The following is a 17,624-nucleotide window of genomic DNA, read 5'->3' on the forward strand; positions in this document are numbered from 1 at the left end:
TTTTCCTTTATACTTCTGCACTAAGGGCTAAACCCTTAGTGCACATTAACTTTATAACGAGATACCACCGAAAGAAAGAAAGCCAAATGCCATCAATCCTGCAGTAATAAACGTAATACCTAAACCTTTCAAGCCTTCTGGTACGTCAGAATACTTCATTTTCTCACGGATACCCGCAAGTAAAACAATTGCTAACGCCCAACCAATACCTGAACCGATACCGTAAACTACTGACTCACCAAGAGTTAAGTTTTTAGCTACCATGAAAGATACCGCACCAAAGATTGCACAGTTAACTGTGATCAATGGTAAGAAGATACCTAAAGCTTGGTATAAAGCTGGGAAGAACTTATCAAGAACCATTTCTAGTATTTGTACTAATGCGGCAATAACACCGATAAAAGTAATAAAAGAAAGGAAACTTAAATCGATTGATTGTGCAGGGTCTGTAATGCCCATAACACTATCAAGTGCACCTGGCGCTAATACCAATTGATAAATCACTTGGTTAGCCGGTACTGCAATACCTAATACAACAACTACTGCAACACCAAGGCCGATAGCTGTATCTACTTTTTTAGATACCGCTAAGAATGTACACATACCTAAGAAGAAGCTTAGTGCGATATTCTCAATGAAAATCGTTTTTACGAATAAACTAATATAATGTTCCATGACTTCCTAATCCTTCTCTACTTGTTCTGGTTTCCACTGGCGAATAGCCCAGATAACTAAACCAATAATAAAGAATGAACTGAACGGTAATACTAGAAGACCATTCGCTTGGTACCAACCATCGTTTTGGATAAGAGGTAGTATTTCGATACCAAATAATGTACCAAAACCGAATAGCTCACGGAAAAATGCAACAACAATTAAGATTGCGCCGTAACCTAAACCATTACCAATACCATCCATAAAACTAACTACAGGCTTTTCTTTCATTGCAAATGCTTCAGCACGGCCCATAACAATACAGTTAGTAATGATTAGGCCAACGAATACAGAAAGCTCTTTTGATAACTGGTAAGAGAAAGCTTTTAACACTTGGTCTACCACGATAACTAAAGATGCAATGATTGCCATTTGTACGATAATACGAACACTAGATGGAATGTGATTACGAATAATCGAAATAAATAAGTTCGAAAACGCTGTAACTAATACAACCGCTATCGTCATTACTAAAGCATTTGCCATTGAACTAGTAACCGCTAGTGCAGAACAAATACCAAGTACTTGTAATGCAATCGGGTTATTATCAACGATAGGTTGCGTTAATACCTTTTTAGCTGAATTATCACTCATTAGTTAAGCTCCTTTGCGCGAGTAGCTTTGATGAACGGGCCGTAACCTTCGTCACCTAACCAAAAATGAATCGTGCGCTCAACACCATTACTGGTTAATGTAGCACCAGATAATGCGTCAACACCGTGAACATCACCTGCTTTAGCGCCGCCTTTAACGATTGCAATAGCGATATCACCTTGCTCGTTAAACATTTTCTTACCTGGCCATAAAGCTTTCCACTTAGGGTTAAGTACTTCAGCACCTAGTCCAGGAGTTTCCTTATGATCAGAGTAAACAACACTTTTAACTGTATTCAAATCAGCTTCTAAACCGATGAAACCATACATTAAGTCCCATAAACCAGAACCAACGATAGGTAAGATAACAGTATCAACTTCACCTGCACCGTTACGTACAAAGTACACAACAGCAGTTTTAGCTTGACGGTTAATACCAGCAATATCATTTTCTGGTTTAACTGATTTAGCAGGGTCACGAGCATCGCGACGCTCATCAAACATATCAGGGTTACCGTCAATGTACTGACCCGTTGCTAAGTCGATCATTTTAGCTTCTACAAACTTATTGTAAGTAGGAACGATACCGTCTTTAGCGCCAATTTCTAATAAACCAGCAGCTTCTAAGATTTTAGTTTGCTTATCGAGTAACTTGTTTGCTGTTTGTAGTGGCTTTAATTGTACTGCTGAAACAGATACAAGTGCAGCACAGACTAAACATACAACAACAACGAACCCAAGCGTTTTGCCAAATGTTTCTTTATTACTAGACATTACGAGCAAGCCTCCGTTTGATGTTTGACTTAACTACGAAATAATCAAATAGTGGAGCAAACAGGTTGGCAAATAAAATTGCTAACATCATACCTTCAGGGAAAGCAGGGTTAACAACACGAACAAGAACTACCATAAGGCCGATTAATGCGCCGAAGAAGTACTTACCAGTATTCGTAAATGATGCAGACACAGGGTCAGTCGCCATAAAGATCATACCGAATGCAAAGCCACCAACAACTAAGTGCCAGTACCAAGGCATAGCAAACATCATATTTGTGTCGCTGCCAATTGCATTGAATAAGAAAGATGTTGCAACCATACCACCAAACACACCTAACACGATGCGCCATGATGCAATGCCTTTATAAAGGATATAAGCACCACCTAACAAGATAGCAAAAGTTGAAACTTCACCAACAGAACCAGGAACAAAGCCCCAGAAAGCATCCCACCATGCAGCGTTCATTGCGTAATCAACGTTACCAGCAAGTGCAGCACTCAAAGCAGTAGCACCAGAGAAACCATCAACAGCAACCCATACTGCATCACCTGAGATTTCTGCAGGGTATGCGAAGAATAAGAATGCACGACCAGCTAATGCCGGGTTTAAGAAGTTCTTACCTGTACCACCAAAAATTTCTTTTGCAATTACGATACCGAAAGTAATACCTAAGGCTGCTTGCCATAAAGGAATAGTAGCAGGCAAGATAAGAGCAAAAAGAATCGATGATACGAAGAAACCTTCGTTCACTTCATGCTTACGTACAGCAGCGAATAGCACTTCCCAGAAACCACCAACAATAAATACTGTTGCGTAGATAGGTAGGAAGAAGAATGCACCGTAGAGCATCATGCTAAACCAACCAGAATCAGTAGTTAATTCGCCACCAACCATATGGAATAAACCAACCTGCCAAGAATCAGCTAACGCGTAGCCTGCTGATAATGCATCAACGGCTTGGTAACCAATGTTGTACATACCAAAGAACATAGCTGGGAATACAGCTAACCAAACAGTGATCATAATACGTTTAAGATCAATACTGTCACGGATGTGAGTTTTACCCTTAGTTACGTAACCAGGAGTAAATAAGCCCGTAGCAATGGCTTCGTATAATGCGAACCATTTCTCGTGCTTGCCGCCTTTCTCAAAATGCGGCTCGATATCTTCAATAAACTTTTTCAAGCCCATGTCTAACCTTCCTTCTCAATAGTCGTTAGGCAATCACGAAGGAGAACGCCGTAATCATATTTACCTGGACATACGAAAGTACAAAGTGCTAAATCTTCTTCGTCTAGCTCTAATGCACCTAATAATTGTGCGCCGTCTGTATCGCCAGCACATAAGTCACGTAATAATAAGGTAGGTAATATATCTAAAGGCATAACGCGCTCGTAGTTACCAATTGGTACCATTGCACGTGAACTACCATTAGTTGTAGTGGTCATGTTAAATACTTTGTTACGGAAAAAGTGCGATAAGTAAGCACGAGTAACAGAGAATTTGTTTGCACCTGGCATCATGTAACCAATAAATTCTTTCTCACGACCTTCAAGTAACGCTGTTACTTGAGTATGGAAACGACCTAAGTAGGCATGAACCATTTTCGCAGTAGAACCTAATAAAGGTGAACCAGAAATAACACGAACTTCACCGTCAGTTAATTCATTAGCAACTAACTCATCAGTGCTTGCACCTAAGATAGTACGAACTAAACGCGGGTTATTTACAGCAGGACCGGCAACAGAAACAACTCGAGTTGTATCTAGCTTACCAGTAGTAAATAAAGTACCTACAGCAATAACGTCTTGGTAACCGATGTGCCATACAATGTTAGTTAGCGATACTGGCGCTAAGAAATGAATGTGAGTACCAACAAGACCCGCAGGGTGCTTACCAGCAAATTCATTTACTTGTACGTTATCAGCAACAGGGATATTAGCTCCTGGTGCTTTTGACACAAATACGTTACCAGTAGTAAGTTTAGCAAGAACAGCTAGGCCGTTTTTAAATGCTTCACTTTGTTCACCAATAATAACTTCAGGGTTCGCTGATAATGGATTAGTATCCATAGCGCTTACAAAAATGTGAGCGGCTTCGCTACCTAATTCAGGTGACTTACTGTATGGGCGAGTTCTTAGAGCAGTCCATAAACCTGAGTTAACAAGGTTAGACTCAACATCATCACGAGATAATGATGCTAATTGCTCAGCTGAATAAGCGTTGAATGTTTCTTCTTCCGTGCCATCGATTTCGATAACTACAGATTGTAAAACACGCTTTTCACCACGGTTAATTTCTTTAACAATACCGGCTGCAGAGGCTGTGAATTTAACGCCAGGATTCTTTTTGTCTTCAAAAAGTGCCTGACCTTTTTTAACGCGATCACCTGCTTTTACAAACATGGTAGGACGCATTCCCACAAACTCTTCACCTAGCGTTGCTACGGTTTTGATGGTCGAACCATCATGGATTACTTGCTGGGGAGCACCTTTAACAGGAACATCCAGACCTTTTTTTATTGTAATCATACACACTTGCGCTACTTTGATGGGAGTATTACAAACCAAAAACTTCAATTGAGCGGTTAATGATCCAGTGTTTACCTAAGATTTATAAATACGCAAAACACACATATTTATACCTAGGATTTAAGGTTGAATAATTTTCTGGCGCGAATTTTAACATAATACCCTTACCAATTTCTACGTTATGAGTAACATTTAATAACAATTCTGATAAAAATATCTGTTTGCATCAATCACCGTAAATAAAAGGCAATAAAAACAAGGAGTAAAGAAGGCTTAAAAGTGTAACAACTTTGTAAGATGGGGAGAGAAATTTAGTCTAAAGCCTATAGAAACATAAGCTTTAGACTAATGTATTAGATAAAGCTTAGTTTTATGTAACTAAGTTGTTAATAGTCGCTAGAGGGCTAACTTCGGCATCATAATCGACACCATCAACGCTAAAACCAAACAAGCGTAAAAACTCGTTATGGTAACCAACATAATCGGTTAACTCATCAATGGTTTCAGTAGTAACTTTTTCCCATAAATCAGTAACACGGTCTTGTACAGAATCATCTAATTCTTTTAAGTTTTGCATGATACGATTATGCTCATCTAAAGAACGTTCAGTAGAGTATAAGTTGTCGCGGAATAAGCCTTGGATCTGTTGGATTGGCCCTTCATAAGTACCATCGCCTTTCATCACTTTAAACATACTTGAGATATATAAAGGCATAATTGGAATAGCAGAACTTGCTTGCGTAACAACAGCATTTAATGAAGTAACAAAGGCTTCACCATTTAAATCACTCGTTACTTTACGAATTTCTGTTGCGGCGCGATCTAAGTCTTCTTTAGCACGGCCGATTGTCGCTTTACCGTATAATGGCCAAGTTAACTTTTTACCGATATAAGTATAGGCAACTGTTTTACAACCTTGAGCAAGAACACCAGCTTCAGCTAAAGCATTCATCCATAATTCCCAATCTTCGCCGCCCATAACTTTGATGGTGCCAGCGATTTCTTCTTCAGTAGCGGCTTCAACAGCAACTTCTTCAATTTCACGCTTAGAAGTGTTTAAACTCTTAGTTGAGAAACCGTTACCAATTGGTTTAAGCGCAGATGCGTAAACTTCACCAGTATTTGGATCAGTTCGACGTGGAGATGCTAAAGAGTAAACAACTAAATCAATTTGACCAAGATCTGCTTTGATGGTTTCAATCGCTTTGGCTTTGATTTCATTTGAGAAAGCATCACCATTGATGTTTTTCGAATAAATACCCGCTTCATCTGCAGCTTTTTGAAATGCCGCTGTGTTATACCAACCTGCAGAGCCAGTACGTTTTTCTGAAGGTTCTTTTTCAAAAAACACACCAAGAGTTTGTGCACCGCTGCCAAAAGTAGCAGTGATACGTGAAGCTAAACCGTAACCAGTTGAAGCACCAATAACTAAAACATTTTTTGGTTTAGCATCGGCTTGTGGTTGTGATTTAACATAAGCAATTTGCTCGTTTACATGAGCTTCACAGCCTGTTGGGTGTGCATTAGTACAAATAAAACCACGGATCTTTGGTTTGATAACCATATTAAAACCTTACTTTTTTGTTAATTAAGCCACTAAATTATCGACAACTTAGCGGTATTCTATCTTTTAATGGCGCTATTCTAACCTCTATTGCTTACCAATGAGGTCAGAGCAGCTAGTTTTTGTTTATCTAGTTAGTAATTTATCGATTTTCCATATAAGCGTTTTCGGTAATTTGATGATAGGCGCGTACATCATCATAGAATGCTTTGTATGATGCCCAAACTTTTGCTGAAGTAGGGTCATTTTCAGCCATAGAGTTAATAACCTTAACACTTTCAGCTTTTAACGCTTGCATCACTGGCTCAGGGAAAGTGCGAACTTGTACGCCATGTTCTTCCACTAAGGTATTAAGCGCTGAACTATTACGAGCAGTATATTCACTTAACATATCGTCATTAACAGCACGGGCGGCAACAAGAACGATTTGCTGCAAATCTTCCGGCAGAGCATTAAACGCTTTTTCATTAATCAAAAACTCTAAAGTAGCTGTTGGCTCTTGCCATGCTGAAGAATAATAATACTTACTGGTTTTATAAAAACCAAAAGCTAAATCATTGTATGGACCAACCCACTCAGATGCATCAATAAGGCCACCTTGTAGCGCTGAAAAAATCTCTCCACCTGGTATTTGTAATGCCATACCGCCAACGCGATTAAACACATCACCGCCAATACCACCAATGCGCATGCGAAGTCCTTTAAGATCTTCTAGGCTATTGATTTCTTTGTTAAACCAACCTGCAAACTGTACACCTGAGTTACCACCAGCTACGGGGATAATACCAAATGGTTTATAAAGCTCCTGCCAAAGCTCTAGACCTCCGCCATAGTGTAACCATGCATTAGTTTCTTGAGCATTCATACCAAAAGGTACTGCGGTAAAGAAAGGAGCTGCAGGCATCTTACCTTGCCAGTAGTATGCGCCACTGTGCCCCATTTCAACAGCCCCAGACGATACGCTGTCAAACACTTCAAAGCCAGGAACTAGCTCGCCAGCACCGTAAACTTTTATCGTTAAGCGGCCACCACTCATTGCTTCAACTTGAGTAGCAAATTTTTCCGGTGCAGCGCCTAAGCCAGGAAAATTTTTCGGCCATGAAGTAACCATTTTCCAAAAAAAGTTCTGTTTAAACTGCGCACTTTCATCAATAGTTTTTTCTGGAGCCTCTTTACAAGCGCTAAGAAAAAACGGTATTGAAATAGATAAAATCAGTATTTTTATTATTTTATTCATCGATTTAAGCCATTGTTAAGTAAATATATTATTTTTATTAGGTAGTTATTTAACCATAAATTTTATCAGGTAGCCATGTTACCAGCTCAGGCCAAATAGATAAAACCACCATTAATAGTAATTGTAATGCGATAAATGGCATAACACCCTTATAAATCTCACTAGTTTTAATAATTTTATCGGCCACACCACGCAAGTAAAATAGGGCAAAACCAAATGGTGGGGTTAAGAAAGATGTTTGTAAATTAATCGCTATCATAATACCAAGCCATAGTGGGTCAACGCCCATAATAAATAATATAGGAGCTACAATAGGCACCACAACAAAGGTAATTTCAATAAAATCTAAAATAAAGCCAAGTAAGAATATTACCAACATAACTATAAGCGTTGCCGTAATTACCCCACCTGGTAATTCAATAAAGAAATGCTTAATTAATTCTTCACCGCCAAGCCCTCTAAATACCAAAGAGAATATGCTTGCACCAATGAGTATAAGAAAAACCATTGAGGTCACTTTAGTAGTGCTGGTCATAACCGCACGTAAATTGTCTAAGTTCAATTGACCATTTAATTTAGCAAGAACTAAAGCGCCAAAGGCCCCTACTCCAGCAGCTTCGGTTGGTGTAGCAAAGCCAAGTAATATAGAACCAAGTACTAAACTGACTAAAATAACCGGTGGTAATAAGGCCTGAATAAATACCGATAATTGAAAGCTAGTTTCTACTTCGTCTTTATTGGCTACTTTTTCTGGTTTAATAAAGGTAATAACAATGCAATAGATAATGTAGAAAGCAACTAACATTAAGCCAGGGATCACCGCGCCAGCAAATAGGTCTCCAACGCTAATGGTTTCTGGGCTGAAGTTACCCATATCAAGCTGTGCACGTTGATATGAATTTGAAAGAACATCACCTAAAAGTACTAAGGCGATCGAAGGTGGAATAATTTGCCCAAGCGTACCAGTTGCACAAATAAGGCCTGACGAAAATGCTCTATCGTATCCGTTTTTTAACATTGTCGGTAAAGACAATAAGCCCATAGTAACAACTGTTGCGCCAACAATACCGGTACTTGCGGCTAACAACATACCAACGATAGTCACTGAAATAGCTAAGCCACCTCGAAACTGACCAAATAACTGTGCCATCGACACAAGTAAGTTCTCAGCTATTTTAGCTTTCTCAAGAACATTGCCCATAAACACAAATAATGGCACCGCAAGTAAGGTTTGATTATTCACAATGCCATATATTCGACTCGGCAGCGTACTCATAAATGTTGGTTCAAAAGCGCCAAAAAAAGTTGCTATGCCTGCAAAAAGTAATGACGTTCCTGCTAATGTTAAAGCAACCGGATAACCGAACAATAACACCACGCAAATACAAATAAACATCAATAAAGAAAGGTATTCCATTAGTTAACTCCTTTCTTAGCCGGCAAACATACCAGCAAATTTCGAGCTATTTCGGCAATGCCTTGTAAAACTAAAGTCCCCACTAAGGCAAGCACTAATGATTTGTTGATGAATACTAAAGGAAGTCCTCCTGGCTCTTGAGATTTTTCTAGAATTTGCCAAGACAATAAAACGTAATCGATGCTTACATAAAAAATAAAGATACAAACTGGTAATAGTAGCAAGACTGCACCTATAAGATTAACTAGTGCTTTGCTTTTATCTGAAAAGTTTTGATAGAAGATATCAACACGCACATGGTCGTCATGTTTAAGAGTATAGCCAGCGCCAAGTAAAATAACCGCAGCATGAAAATATAGAACAGACTCTTGCAGGGCAACGGAGCCTATTTCAAACCCATAACGAAGTAACACTACTGCAAAAGTAAGGCAAACCAATACTAAGGTAAACCATGAAATTATTTTACCTAAATATTCAGTAAGTGTATCAATAATAGCAACGACTCGTGCTAACGTTTGGTTGAGCATTGTTCCCTCTTAGTTTTATTATTATTTTTGTTAGTTAACTTATAGCAATTTGTAGACTATTTACCTCCACCCATACAATTAGGTGATTGTGGTACTTGTTGCTCAGTCATTGTCTGCCACTGCTCTGGCGTATACGTGTGCATTGCTAGCGCGTGGATATGGTGTTCTAATTCTTCAGCTAAAACCGCATTAACTTGACGATGACGACCAATTAAACGTTGGCCTGTAAACTTTTCACTTACTATGGTTACCTTAAAGTGTGATTCACTGCCTTCTGGGACATTATGCTTATAACTTTCATTAATTACTTCAAGATGTAAAGGAGTAAATTCATCGGTTAATTTTTGGGTGATCACTGCGGCTATGGTCATGGGGAAATTCCTGTAATGGTTCGAAACGTTAAGTTAATTCGCTTGTCTATTATTTTTTTAGTCTTAGGGATACTGTGTTGCCAATCCTGTTGCAAATTGCCATGCATAATAAGCAAACTACCTGATTGTAAAATTAAATCTATTTTTTCACCACTGCTTTTATGCTTTATTGAGAATTTCCGCTCTTGGCCTAATGACACCGATGCTATGATTGGTTGTTCACCTAACTGTTTTTCATTATCACTGTGCCAGCCCATAGAATCTTGGCCATTTCTATATAGATTAGCTAAAACTGAGTTAAACGTCGTTGATATTTGCTGTTCTACATCAGTTTTAATTTGCATTAAGGTGGCAGTCCAAGGTAGCGGCGTCAAAGATAAGCCAGAGTATTGATAATGCGCATCTTTATCACCATACCAAGCTTGTACTCTAGGTATTAATACCGACTTACCAAATAAGCGGATTGTTTCCTGACGCCAAACTAACTCAACCTCTAATGCTTGGCATAACTGCTCAGACTGAGCAGCTTGATAAAAGTTAGCAATATAAATTAAGTCACCCGAGCAAAAATACTCCGCGCTTAGTTTTTGAGATAATTTCATAAATGTAAAAATCGTTTTAGCAATGGTAAAAACAGTCCATTTTTGCGACAATGTCGCGCATACATACTCTCTTTTTTGATATTTTATATTCTATGCAAAGTCCATTTATTCACAATGAACGTCCTATTGAACTCGATAGATTTCCTTTTGCCCAAGTAAATCGCAGTCTACAGGCTTGGGATGCAAGTGACGAATACATTATTAACTACATCAATGAACATGAGCTGTTAAAAACAGACCCTAGCATAGCGGTATTTAATGACAGTTTTGGCGCGATTGCAGTTAACCTGTATGAATATAATGTGCAACTCATCAGCGATTCTTATATTTCAGAGCAAGGAATTAAAGAAAATTTTCAAAATAACTTTATTCCACAAGAAAATCTAACCTACCTTGATAGTGTTAGTGAGATCAATGGGGCCGTGGATTTAATTATTTTAAAACTACCTAAAAGTAATGCCTACCTTGAGTATCAATTACAACAAATACAAAAGATCGCTCACAAAGATAGTGTCGTTATTGCTGCAGCTAGAGCAAAGGATATTCATACCTCAACCTTAAAGCTTTTTGAAAAGCATTTAGGTGAAACGAAAACATCTTTAGCGGTAAAAAAAGCACGCCTAATTTTTGCAAATGTTGATGCGCAGAAAAAGCGCGATCTATCAATGGAGAAAGTGTGGCAACTCGACGGTAAAAAATATGGCATTGCTGATCTAACTATTGCTAATAAAGCCAATGTATTCTCTAGAGATAGTTTAGATATAGGTGGTCGATATTTATTAGAGCAATTACCTGATGTAGCTAAAAATAGACGTGTTGCAGATTTAGGCTGTGGTAATGGCGTTATAGGCCTAACCATGTTGGCAAAAAATCCAAGCCTAGAAATTCATTTCTATGATGAATCTTATATGGCTATCGCATCAACTAAACAGAACGTAGAAACGAACCTACCCGAGCAGCTACAACAATGCCATTTTCATGTAAATGACTGTCTAACTGACGTTGCCGAAAACAGTTTAGATCTAATCCTATGTAATCCTCCATTTCACCAACAACAAGCTGTCACTGACCATATTGCTTGGCAAATGTTTAAACAAAGTTATAAAACTTTGAAAACTGGTGGTGAATTAAGGATAATAGGTAATCAGCAACTTGCTTATCATATCAAGTTGCAACGTTTATTTGGCAACTGTAAAACTATTGCCAGTAACAAAAAATTTGTCGTTCTCTCAGCTAAGAAGTAACCATGCTATATAAAATGTTTAATAAAGTTTTTTTCATTTGCTCAATTTTTCTAATCACGGCCTGTGCCAATGAGCCAACAGCAATCAAATTACAGCCGCAAGTTGTAAATAATCAAAGTAAAGTATATCAAAGTCAGGCTGCGACTATTGCCGTAGCAGACAAACGAAATAGTGTTCATTTAGTTGAAGTCTTAACAAATAATGAAGAGTCAAAACTAATCAAGAGTACAGCTCCTTTAAAAAGCGTGTTAAATACTCAGTTTAGAAAAGAGTTAGCCTCGCAAGGGCTACAATTTAAAAAAGATGCACCTGTTGCCTTACAATTTAATGTCGAGCGCGCGCGAACATATATTAATCAAGACGTTTTTGATTATCGCGCTAATACCATCATAAAATTAAAAGTGAATGTGGAAAATCCAAAACAGACGCTATCAAAAACATTCACCTTACGTGCAACTAGCCGTGGCCCACTAACTGCTGATATTGAAGAGATCCAGCAAGACTTTAACACCCAACTTGCCAAAATAATTGTGCAAGTTTTAGAAGACGAACAGTTGCAGAATTTTATTAAAGGCTGAAAATGAAAGCGATAAATGCATTATTCTTAACTCTGCTTTTGCTCAGCGCCAATGCTTTTGCAAAGCAGAAGATTATTGACCCCAACAATCTCTACCCACAAGTAAAGATGGAAACCTCGATGGGCGTAATAATCGTTGAGCTTGATCGAGTAAAGGCTCCTATCGCCGTGAATAATTTTTTACACTATGTGATCTCAGCTGAATATAACAATACAGTTTTTCATCGTGTAATTGCTGATTTTATTGTGCAAGGCGGCGGCTATGATGCTGACTATATACCGCGGAAAGTTGGTGAGCCGATTTTCAATGAATCGGGTAATGGTTTGAAAAATGAATTTGCCACCATAGCCATGGCAAGAGAGCGAGACCCGCACAGTTCTACTCGTCAATTTTATTTCAATGCAGGTGACAATACCAATTTAGATCCAGGCAGAGACTGGGGTTATACCGTATTTGGCAGTATAACTTTTGGTGAAGATGTACTTGAGAAAATGTCTGCAGTTGAAACCGATTTCAATGAAGAAGTAAGCTGGCCAGACGTTCCTGTTGAGCCAATCATTTTAATTAAGGCAACCTTAATGCCTGACGATTATGTTCATCCCATTCCAGTAGAAGATTAATCTAGCCACTCTTACATGATAAAATTAAGCGAATTTATTTCGCTTTTTTTACATTGCTCATCTAACCTTTGTAATGAATATCAAACAAAATGATAGTTAAACTCTAGTGAGGATGATTTGCATATCGAAAATTTTATCAATGATAAAATTTCACAGTTGATGTACATATTAACGGCTCTCATGAAAAAGTCAGTGCATCCAACAGAAGTGGATATATTTATTTGGGACTGCTTCGAGGAGTGGGCCCAATTAAATGTAACTGATGAAATGCCAAGTAGCGCTCAAGAGCGGGTTTTCTGGCATTTAATTCATGAATTAAAATTAGGCTCTTTAGCAAATTTAGACAGTGACGTATCGTTAATTAGTGAGATTGAGGTTTGCTTAGACTTTCTTAAAGGTACAGGTAATTACCCAATCCATTGCGTCGGTTGGAGACCTGTAGCTTAATTAATGCAATTTTCACTTCGAATAAAAATTATTTAATAAACCTCCTTAACCATCCTGAAATATCTTCTTTTATACCCATTTTATTTATTATGTGTTCTACTTTTTAATGTGGAAAAAGGGATAAATACACAGGTTATACGTTCCAAACATAACCTAAGTACCTACTTCCATGTAGGCAAGGCATAAAATTTAATAAGTAGTTATTCTACTTATAAATTTTTATAACGCGGTAGTTATTCATTTTAACCATTAAAAATGAGCAGATAATTAATGAACTTGGTATTACTACCTTTATTTTGATAGCCTAGCCATAATATAATTGTTACTACTTAAGTTTATCCTCAATGTCATCCATTTCTCTTTGAGTCCTGATGCAATTAACTTTAAAGGTTAGAATCGCTGCCTAATTTAATTTAGCCAGCCTATTTAAGAGAGCCCATGTTAAATAAAATAGATACTCAACATAGTTGGAAAGAAAGCCTCAACGCATTAATGAAAAAAGATGTCTTGTATATGCTGCTATTAGGTTTTTCAGCAGGCCTGCCTTTATTATTAATATTTTCATCATTATCTCTATGGCTAGGTGAAGCAGGAATTGAAAAGTCTGCGGTTACTTACTTTAGTTGGGCTGCACTAGGATATTCATTTAAATTTGTATGGGCTCCGCTCGTCGACTGTTTACCTATTCCTATACTCACGCGATTATTAGGCTTACGTCGCTCTTGGTTATTGGTGTCACAACTTTCGATTGTATTGGCTATAACTATAATGGCCATGACAAACCCCGCGATAGAAAGCCAATTAGTTTATATGGCGCTAGGGGCTGTTTTATTAGGATTTAGCTCGGCAACACAAGATATATCTATTGACGCCTACCGAATAGAATCTATAACCGCTGATATGCAGGCAATTGCTAGCTCTAGTTATATTGCTGGTTATCGCATAGGGATGATTGCATCAGGGGCAGGCGCATTATACTTAGCGAGTTATTTCGGCACTACAACTGAAAATTACCAATACTTAGCTTGGAAAAACACTTACCACTTGATGTCACTTTTTATGTTAGTTGGCATCATTGGGACACTGTTAATTACCGAGCCTATCCAGCGTAAAAAAGAGTTTTCATATCATCCTAAAGAGTACATGGGGTTATTGTTGACGTTTACTATTTCCGTATGTGTATTCGTTTCTTGGTTTGTATTAACATCAGATATCAGTAGCTTAGCTAAAAATAATTTTACCGAAATACTGCACAGTAAAAATTTATCTGGCTTTTTAATCGAGTCTCTCAGGCTTATTATAGCAATCGTGCTCGCAGTGATTACAGCTAAGTTCATCATTAAAAGTAGATTAGTCAGCAATGAACTAATCACCCACAGCTATGTTTCTCCGGTAAAACAATTTTTTGATGATTATGGCAAATCCACTGCTTTACTATTGCTAGCTTTAATTGGCTTATACCGAATTAGTGACATCGTATTAGGTGTTATATCTAATGTTTTTTATCAAGATATGGGCTTTAGTAAAACGGAAATAGCCGATGCGGTTAAGTTATTTGGTTTACTGATGACACTTTTCGGTGGCTTTGTTGGTGGTGTACTAGCCATGCGCTTAGGTGTTATGCGTGTTTTATTTTTAGGTGCTTTACTCGTTGTACTCACCAACTTATTGTTTATTACCTTAGTATATTCTGGCCATAGCTTACCGGTTTTATATTCAGTTGTTGCCATGGATAACTTAGTTGCAGGAATATCTAGTGCTGCATTTGTCGCATTTCTATCAAGCCTAATTAACGTTCAATTTACGGCGATGCAGTATGCAATATTTTCATCCTTAATGACTTTAATACCTAAAGCACTTGCGGGGTATTCAGGGAGCATAGTTGATAGTTTGGGATACGTACCATTTTTTATAATTGCTTCATCTATTGGTATACCAATACTAGGATTAGTTTATCTAGCAAATAAAAAACTTAAATTGCGCTCTTTATAAATTGATTATAAGCAAGCTAAGCTTTTATACCTAACAAGTAGAGGATAAAATATTTTCGAAGCTAGTTATGTTATTACTATTTAAAGTGGCTCTTTGGATTGAAAAATAACCCGAGAAAATATCAATAACATCAGCTAGAATAATTAAATATGTTATTAAATAAAAATAAATAAAAAGAAAGGCTTATTAAATGTTACTGCGATTGTTTTTCATTGTACCAATCATTATGTGTTTGATTTGGACTTGGTATTTAAAAAAACACAATTACACAGCAAAACAAGGCTTAAAAGGTTTTGCTTATATTTTTGCTTTTAACGGTATCATCATTGGATTCTTTAGTTTAATGATTTATATCACTAGTGAGTAAGGCCTCAAAGCTGATCTCCCCCTAATAAATAAGCAAGCACAGCACTTTTCTCTGTGGTGTAGAGTTGAAAATTTAATCAATGATTTGTATGTAAAGCTACTATACTGTACTATGCGCCGCCGGCACCTTTGCCCTGAAATACCAATTTGATTACTTAACTTGGTATAAGCACACCCATTTGATTAATGAGACTTTTCTATGAGCTTTGACTCCCTAGGTTTATCCACTAAAATTTTATCTGCTGTTGCAGAGCAAGGTTACGACACACCATCTCCAATTCAAGCACAAGCAATCCCAGCTGTACTTGCAGGTAAAGATGTTATGGCCGCAGCTCAAACAGGTACAGGAAAAACCGCTGGTTTTACCCTACCTATTTTAGAAAAGCTTAGCAAAGGTGAACGAGTACGCTCTAACAGTATTCGCGCTTTAGTATTAACGCCTACTCGCGAGCTTGCCGCCCAAGTAGGTGAAAACGTAGCTGCATACGGTAAGAACTTAGATCTAAGCTCATATATTGTTTATGGCGGCGTCAAAATAAACCCACAGATGCAACAGCTACGCCGTGGGGTAGATATTCTAGTTGCAACACCGGGTCGCTTATTAGATTTATTTAACCAAAATGCCGTTAAATTTAACCAAGTTGAAATATTGGTATTAGATGAAGCCGATAGAATGCTTGATATGGGTTTTATCCGTGACATAAAAAAAATCTTGGCGTTACTACCAAAAAAACGTCAAAACTTATTATTTTCGGCAACTTTCTCAGACGACATTCGCGCACTTGCTAAAGGTTTAGTTAATGATCCCGTTGAGATCTCAGTAACCCCACGCAATGCAACAGCACCTACAGTTGAGCAAGTCGTTTACACAACAGATAAAAACAAAAAACCACGACTACTTTCTTATTTAATTGGCCACAATAATTGGCAACAAGTTTTAGTATTTTGTAAAACTAAGCATGGCGCAAACCGCTTAACCAAGCATTTAGAAGCCGATGGCATTAAAGCTATGGCGATTCATGGTAATAAAAGTCAAGGTGCTCGAACTAAAGCATTAGCTGAATTTAAAGCCGGCTCAATAAGAGCTTTAGTGGCAACAGATATTGCCGCTCGTGGTATTGATATAGACCAACTACCACAAGTAGTTAACTTTGAGTTACCACATGTAGCAGAAGATTATGTGCATCGTATTGGCCGTACCGGCCGTGCAGGCGCCACAGGCCATGCAATATCATTAGTTTGTGCAGATGAATTTAAACTCTTGGTTGCTATTGAACGCCTAACGCAAAAGCTGATTGAGCGTAAACAAGAAGAGGGTTTCGAAGCGGCTAACCCAGTACCTGTTTCTAAAGACGTGCGCCCTTTTAAAGCCAGTAAACCGAAAAAGCCAAAGATTGAACACAAAGATGGGCAACGTAGCGGTGAAAATGCTTCTGGCCATAAACCAGCAAGTAAAAGAAGGCGTCCTAGTAATACTAACCCTTACGCTAAAAATACTAGTGGTAAACCTTCAGGTAACAGGCGACCAGCTAGAGGGCCTAAGCCAGCTGGCAGTGGTGGCAACAAACCATCAGGTAATAGACGTCCTCGCTAAGCACCTATAAAAGTAAAAACGCTCATCATGAGCGTTTTTTTATGACCACAATAAATTGTTTTATTTATCCGACCAGACAGCTAGCTCGTTACCGCTTGGGTCGGTAAAATGAAAACGACGTCCACCAGGAAATTCAAATATAGGCTTTACTATTTTGCCTTGGTTATTCAGCACTTTTGCCGCTGTTTCTTCTAAATGATTAGAGTAAAAAACTATCAGTATACTGCCCTGCTCATAGCTACTATTTACATCTGCTTTATAAAACCCGCCATTAATAGTGCCATCGCTAAAAGAACAATAATCAGGTCCATAGTCAACTAACTGCCAAGCAAATACTTTACTGTAAAACGTTTTCGCAGCTTGCATATCTTTAGCAGGAAATTCTAAGTAGTTTATTTTTTCATGTTGTGACATTTTCATTCCCTAAGAGTACCTATGCTTATTACCTT

Annotated in this window: 18 protein-coding genes; 6 read left to right on the top strand and 12 right to left on the bottom strand. The window is 37.9% G+C overall.

Annotated features, from left to right (window positions below):
* Positions 1-51: 51 nt before the first annotated feature.
* From nqrE to FNN08_RS09175, 11 genes are all read right to left on the bottom strand, one after another.
* Positions 52-675, bottom strand: coding sequence for an NADH:ubiquinone reductase (Na(+)-transporting) subunit E (gene nqrE, locus FNN08_RS09125; RefSeq protein ID WP_143584983.1), 624 nt, complete (start codon positions 673-675; stop codon positions 52-54).
* Between the two features lie 6 nt (positions 676-681).
* Complete coding sequence (locus FNN08_RS09130; RefSeq protein WP_143584985.1) at positions 682-1,308, bottom strand: NADH:ubiquinone reductase (Na(+)-transporting) subunit D; 627 nt, start codon at positions 1,306-1,308, stop codon at positions 682-684.
* Positions 1,308-2,081 (bottom strand): Na(+)-translocating NADH-quinone reductase subunit C, encoded by a 774-nt coding sequence (locus tag FNN08_RS09135; protein ID WP_143584987.1) that lies wholly within the window; start codon positions 2,079-2,081, stop codon positions 1,308-1,310. The genes FNN08_RS09130 and FNN08_RS09135 overlap by 1 nt, the downstream gene beginning before the upstream one ends.
* A complete protein-coding gene (locus tag FNN08_RS09140) occupies positions 2,074-3,276 on the bottom strand; it encodes an NADH:ubiquinone reductase (Na(+)-transporting) subunit B (RefSeq protein WP_143584990.1) in 1,203 nt (400 codons plus the stop codon). The genes FNN08_RS09135 and FNN08_RS09140 overlap by 8 nt, the downstream gene beginning before the upstream one ends.
* A gap of 2 nt (positions 3,277-3,278) precedes the next feature.
* Entirely contained in the window at positions 3,279-4,616 is a 1,338-nt protein-coding gene (locus FNN08_RS09145) for a Na(+)-translocating NADH-quinone reductase subunit A (RefSeq protein ID WP_143584992.1), read from the bottom strand.
* Positions 4,617-4,986: 370 nt separating this feature from the next.
* Positions 4,987-6,180 carry an enoyl-ACP reductase FabV gene (gene fabV, locus FNN08_RS09150; RefSeq protein ID WP_143585001.1) on the bottom strand — a complete coding sequence of 398 codons (1,194 nt, stop codon included), beginning with the start codon at positions 6,178-6,180 and terminating at the stop codon, positions 4,987-4,989.
* A 142-nt stretch (positions 6,181-6,322) separates the two neighbouring features.
* Complete coding sequence (locus FNN08_RS09155) at positions 6,323-7,417, bottom strand: TRAP transporter substrate-binding protein (RefSeq protein ID WP_143585003.1); 1,095 nt, start codon at positions 7,415-7,417, stop codon at positions 6,323-6,325.
* A 49-nt stretch (positions 7,418-7,466) separates the two neighbouring features.
* Positions 7,467-8,834 carry a TRAP transporter large permease subunit gene (locus tag FNN08_RS09160; RefSeq protein ID WP_143585005.1) on the bottom strand — a complete coding sequence of 456 codons (1,368 nt, stop codon included), beginning with the start codon at positions 8,832-8,834 and terminating at the stop codon, positions 7,467-7,469.
* Positions 8,834-9,361 carry a TRAP transporter small permease subunit gene (locus FNN08_RS09165; RefSeq protein WP_143585007.1) on the bottom strand — a complete coding sequence of 176 codons (528 nt, stop codon included), beginning with the start codon at positions 9,359-9,361 and terminating at the stop codon, positions 8,834-8,836. The genes FNN08_RS09160 and FNN08_RS09165 overlap by 1 nt, the downstream gene beginning before the upstream one ends.
* Before the next feature lie 56 nt (positions 9,362-9,417).
* On the bottom strand, positions 9,418-9,732 hold the full coding sequence (locus FNN08_RS09170; RefSeq protein ID WP_143585009.1) for a BolA family protein: 315 nt from the start codon (positions 9,730-9,732) through the stop codon (positions 9,418-9,420).
* Positions 9,729-10,334, bottom strand: coding sequence for an alpha-ketoglutarate-dependent dioxygenase AlkB family protein (locus tag FNN08_RS09175; RefSeq protein ID WP_143585011.1), 606 nt, complete (start codon positions 10,332-10,334; stop codon positions 9,729-9,731). Before FNN08_RS09175 ends, FNN08_RS09170 begins: the two co-directional genes overlap by 4 nt.
* Positions 10,335-10,426: 92 nt before the next feature.
* Here FNN08_RS09175 and FNN08_RS09180 point away from each other — a divergent pair, with 92 nt between their 5' ends.
* The 6 genes from FNN08_RS09180 to FNN08_RS09205 all read left to right on the top strand — a co-directional run bounded on the left by FNN08_RS09180 (position 10,427) and on the right by FNN08_RS09205 (position 17,175).
* Positions 10,427-11,578, top strand: coding sequence for a methyltransferase (locus tag FNN08_RS09180; RefSeq protein WP_143585013.1), 1,152 nt, complete (start codon positions 10,427-10,429; stop codon positions 11,576-11,578).
* Between the two features lie 14 nt (positions 11,579-11,592).
* Positions 11,593-12,156, top strand: coding sequence for a YajG family lipoprotein (locus FNN08_RS09185; protein WP_185962610.1), 564 nt, complete (start codon positions 11,593-11,595; stop codon positions 12,154-12,156).
* Between the two features lie 2 nt (positions 12,157-12,158).
* Positions 12,159-12,776, top strand: coding sequence for a peptidylprolyl isomerase (locus FNN08_RS09190; RefSeq protein ID WP_143585017.1), 618 nt, complete (start codon positions 12,159-12,161; stop codon positions 12,774-12,776).
* 180 nt (positions 12,777-12,956) lie between these two features.
* Complete coding sequence (locus tag FNN08_RS09195; protein WP_260679304.1) at positions 12,957-13,223, top strand: hypothetical protein; 267 nt, start codon at positions 12,957-12,959, stop codon at positions 13,221-13,223.
* A 438-nt stretch (positions 13,224-13,661) separates the two neighbouring features.
* On the top strand, positions 13,662-15,215 hold the full coding sequence (locus FNN08_RS09200) for an AmpG family muropeptide MFS transporter (RefSeq protein WP_185962611.1): 1,554 nt from the start codon (positions 13,662-13,664) through the stop codon (positions 15,213-15,215).
* Positions 15,216-15,780: 565 nt separating this feature from the next.
* Positions 15,781-17,175 (top strand): DEAD/DEAH box helicase, encoded by a 1,395-nt coding sequence (locus FNN08_RS09205; protein WP_143585021.1) that lies wholly within the window; start codon positions 15,781-15,783, stop codon positions 17,173-17,175.
* A 60-nt stretch (positions 17,176-17,235) separates the two neighbouring features.
* On the opposite strand, the gene FNN08_RS09210 is transcribed toward FNN08_RS09205, so the two are convergent.
* On the bottom strand, positions 17,236-17,589 hold the full coding sequence (locus tag FNN08_RS09210) for a VOC family protein (protein WP_143585023.1): 354 nt from the start codon (positions 17,587-17,589) through the stop codon (positions 17,236-17,238).
* Positions 17,590-17,624: the final 35 nt, after the last annotated feature.

Origin of the sequence: Thalassomonas sp. M1454, assembly GCF_007097525.1 — a bacterium.
Lineage (GTDB): Bacteria > Pseudomonadota > Gammaproteobacteria > Enterobacterales > Alteromonadaceae > Thalassotalea_A.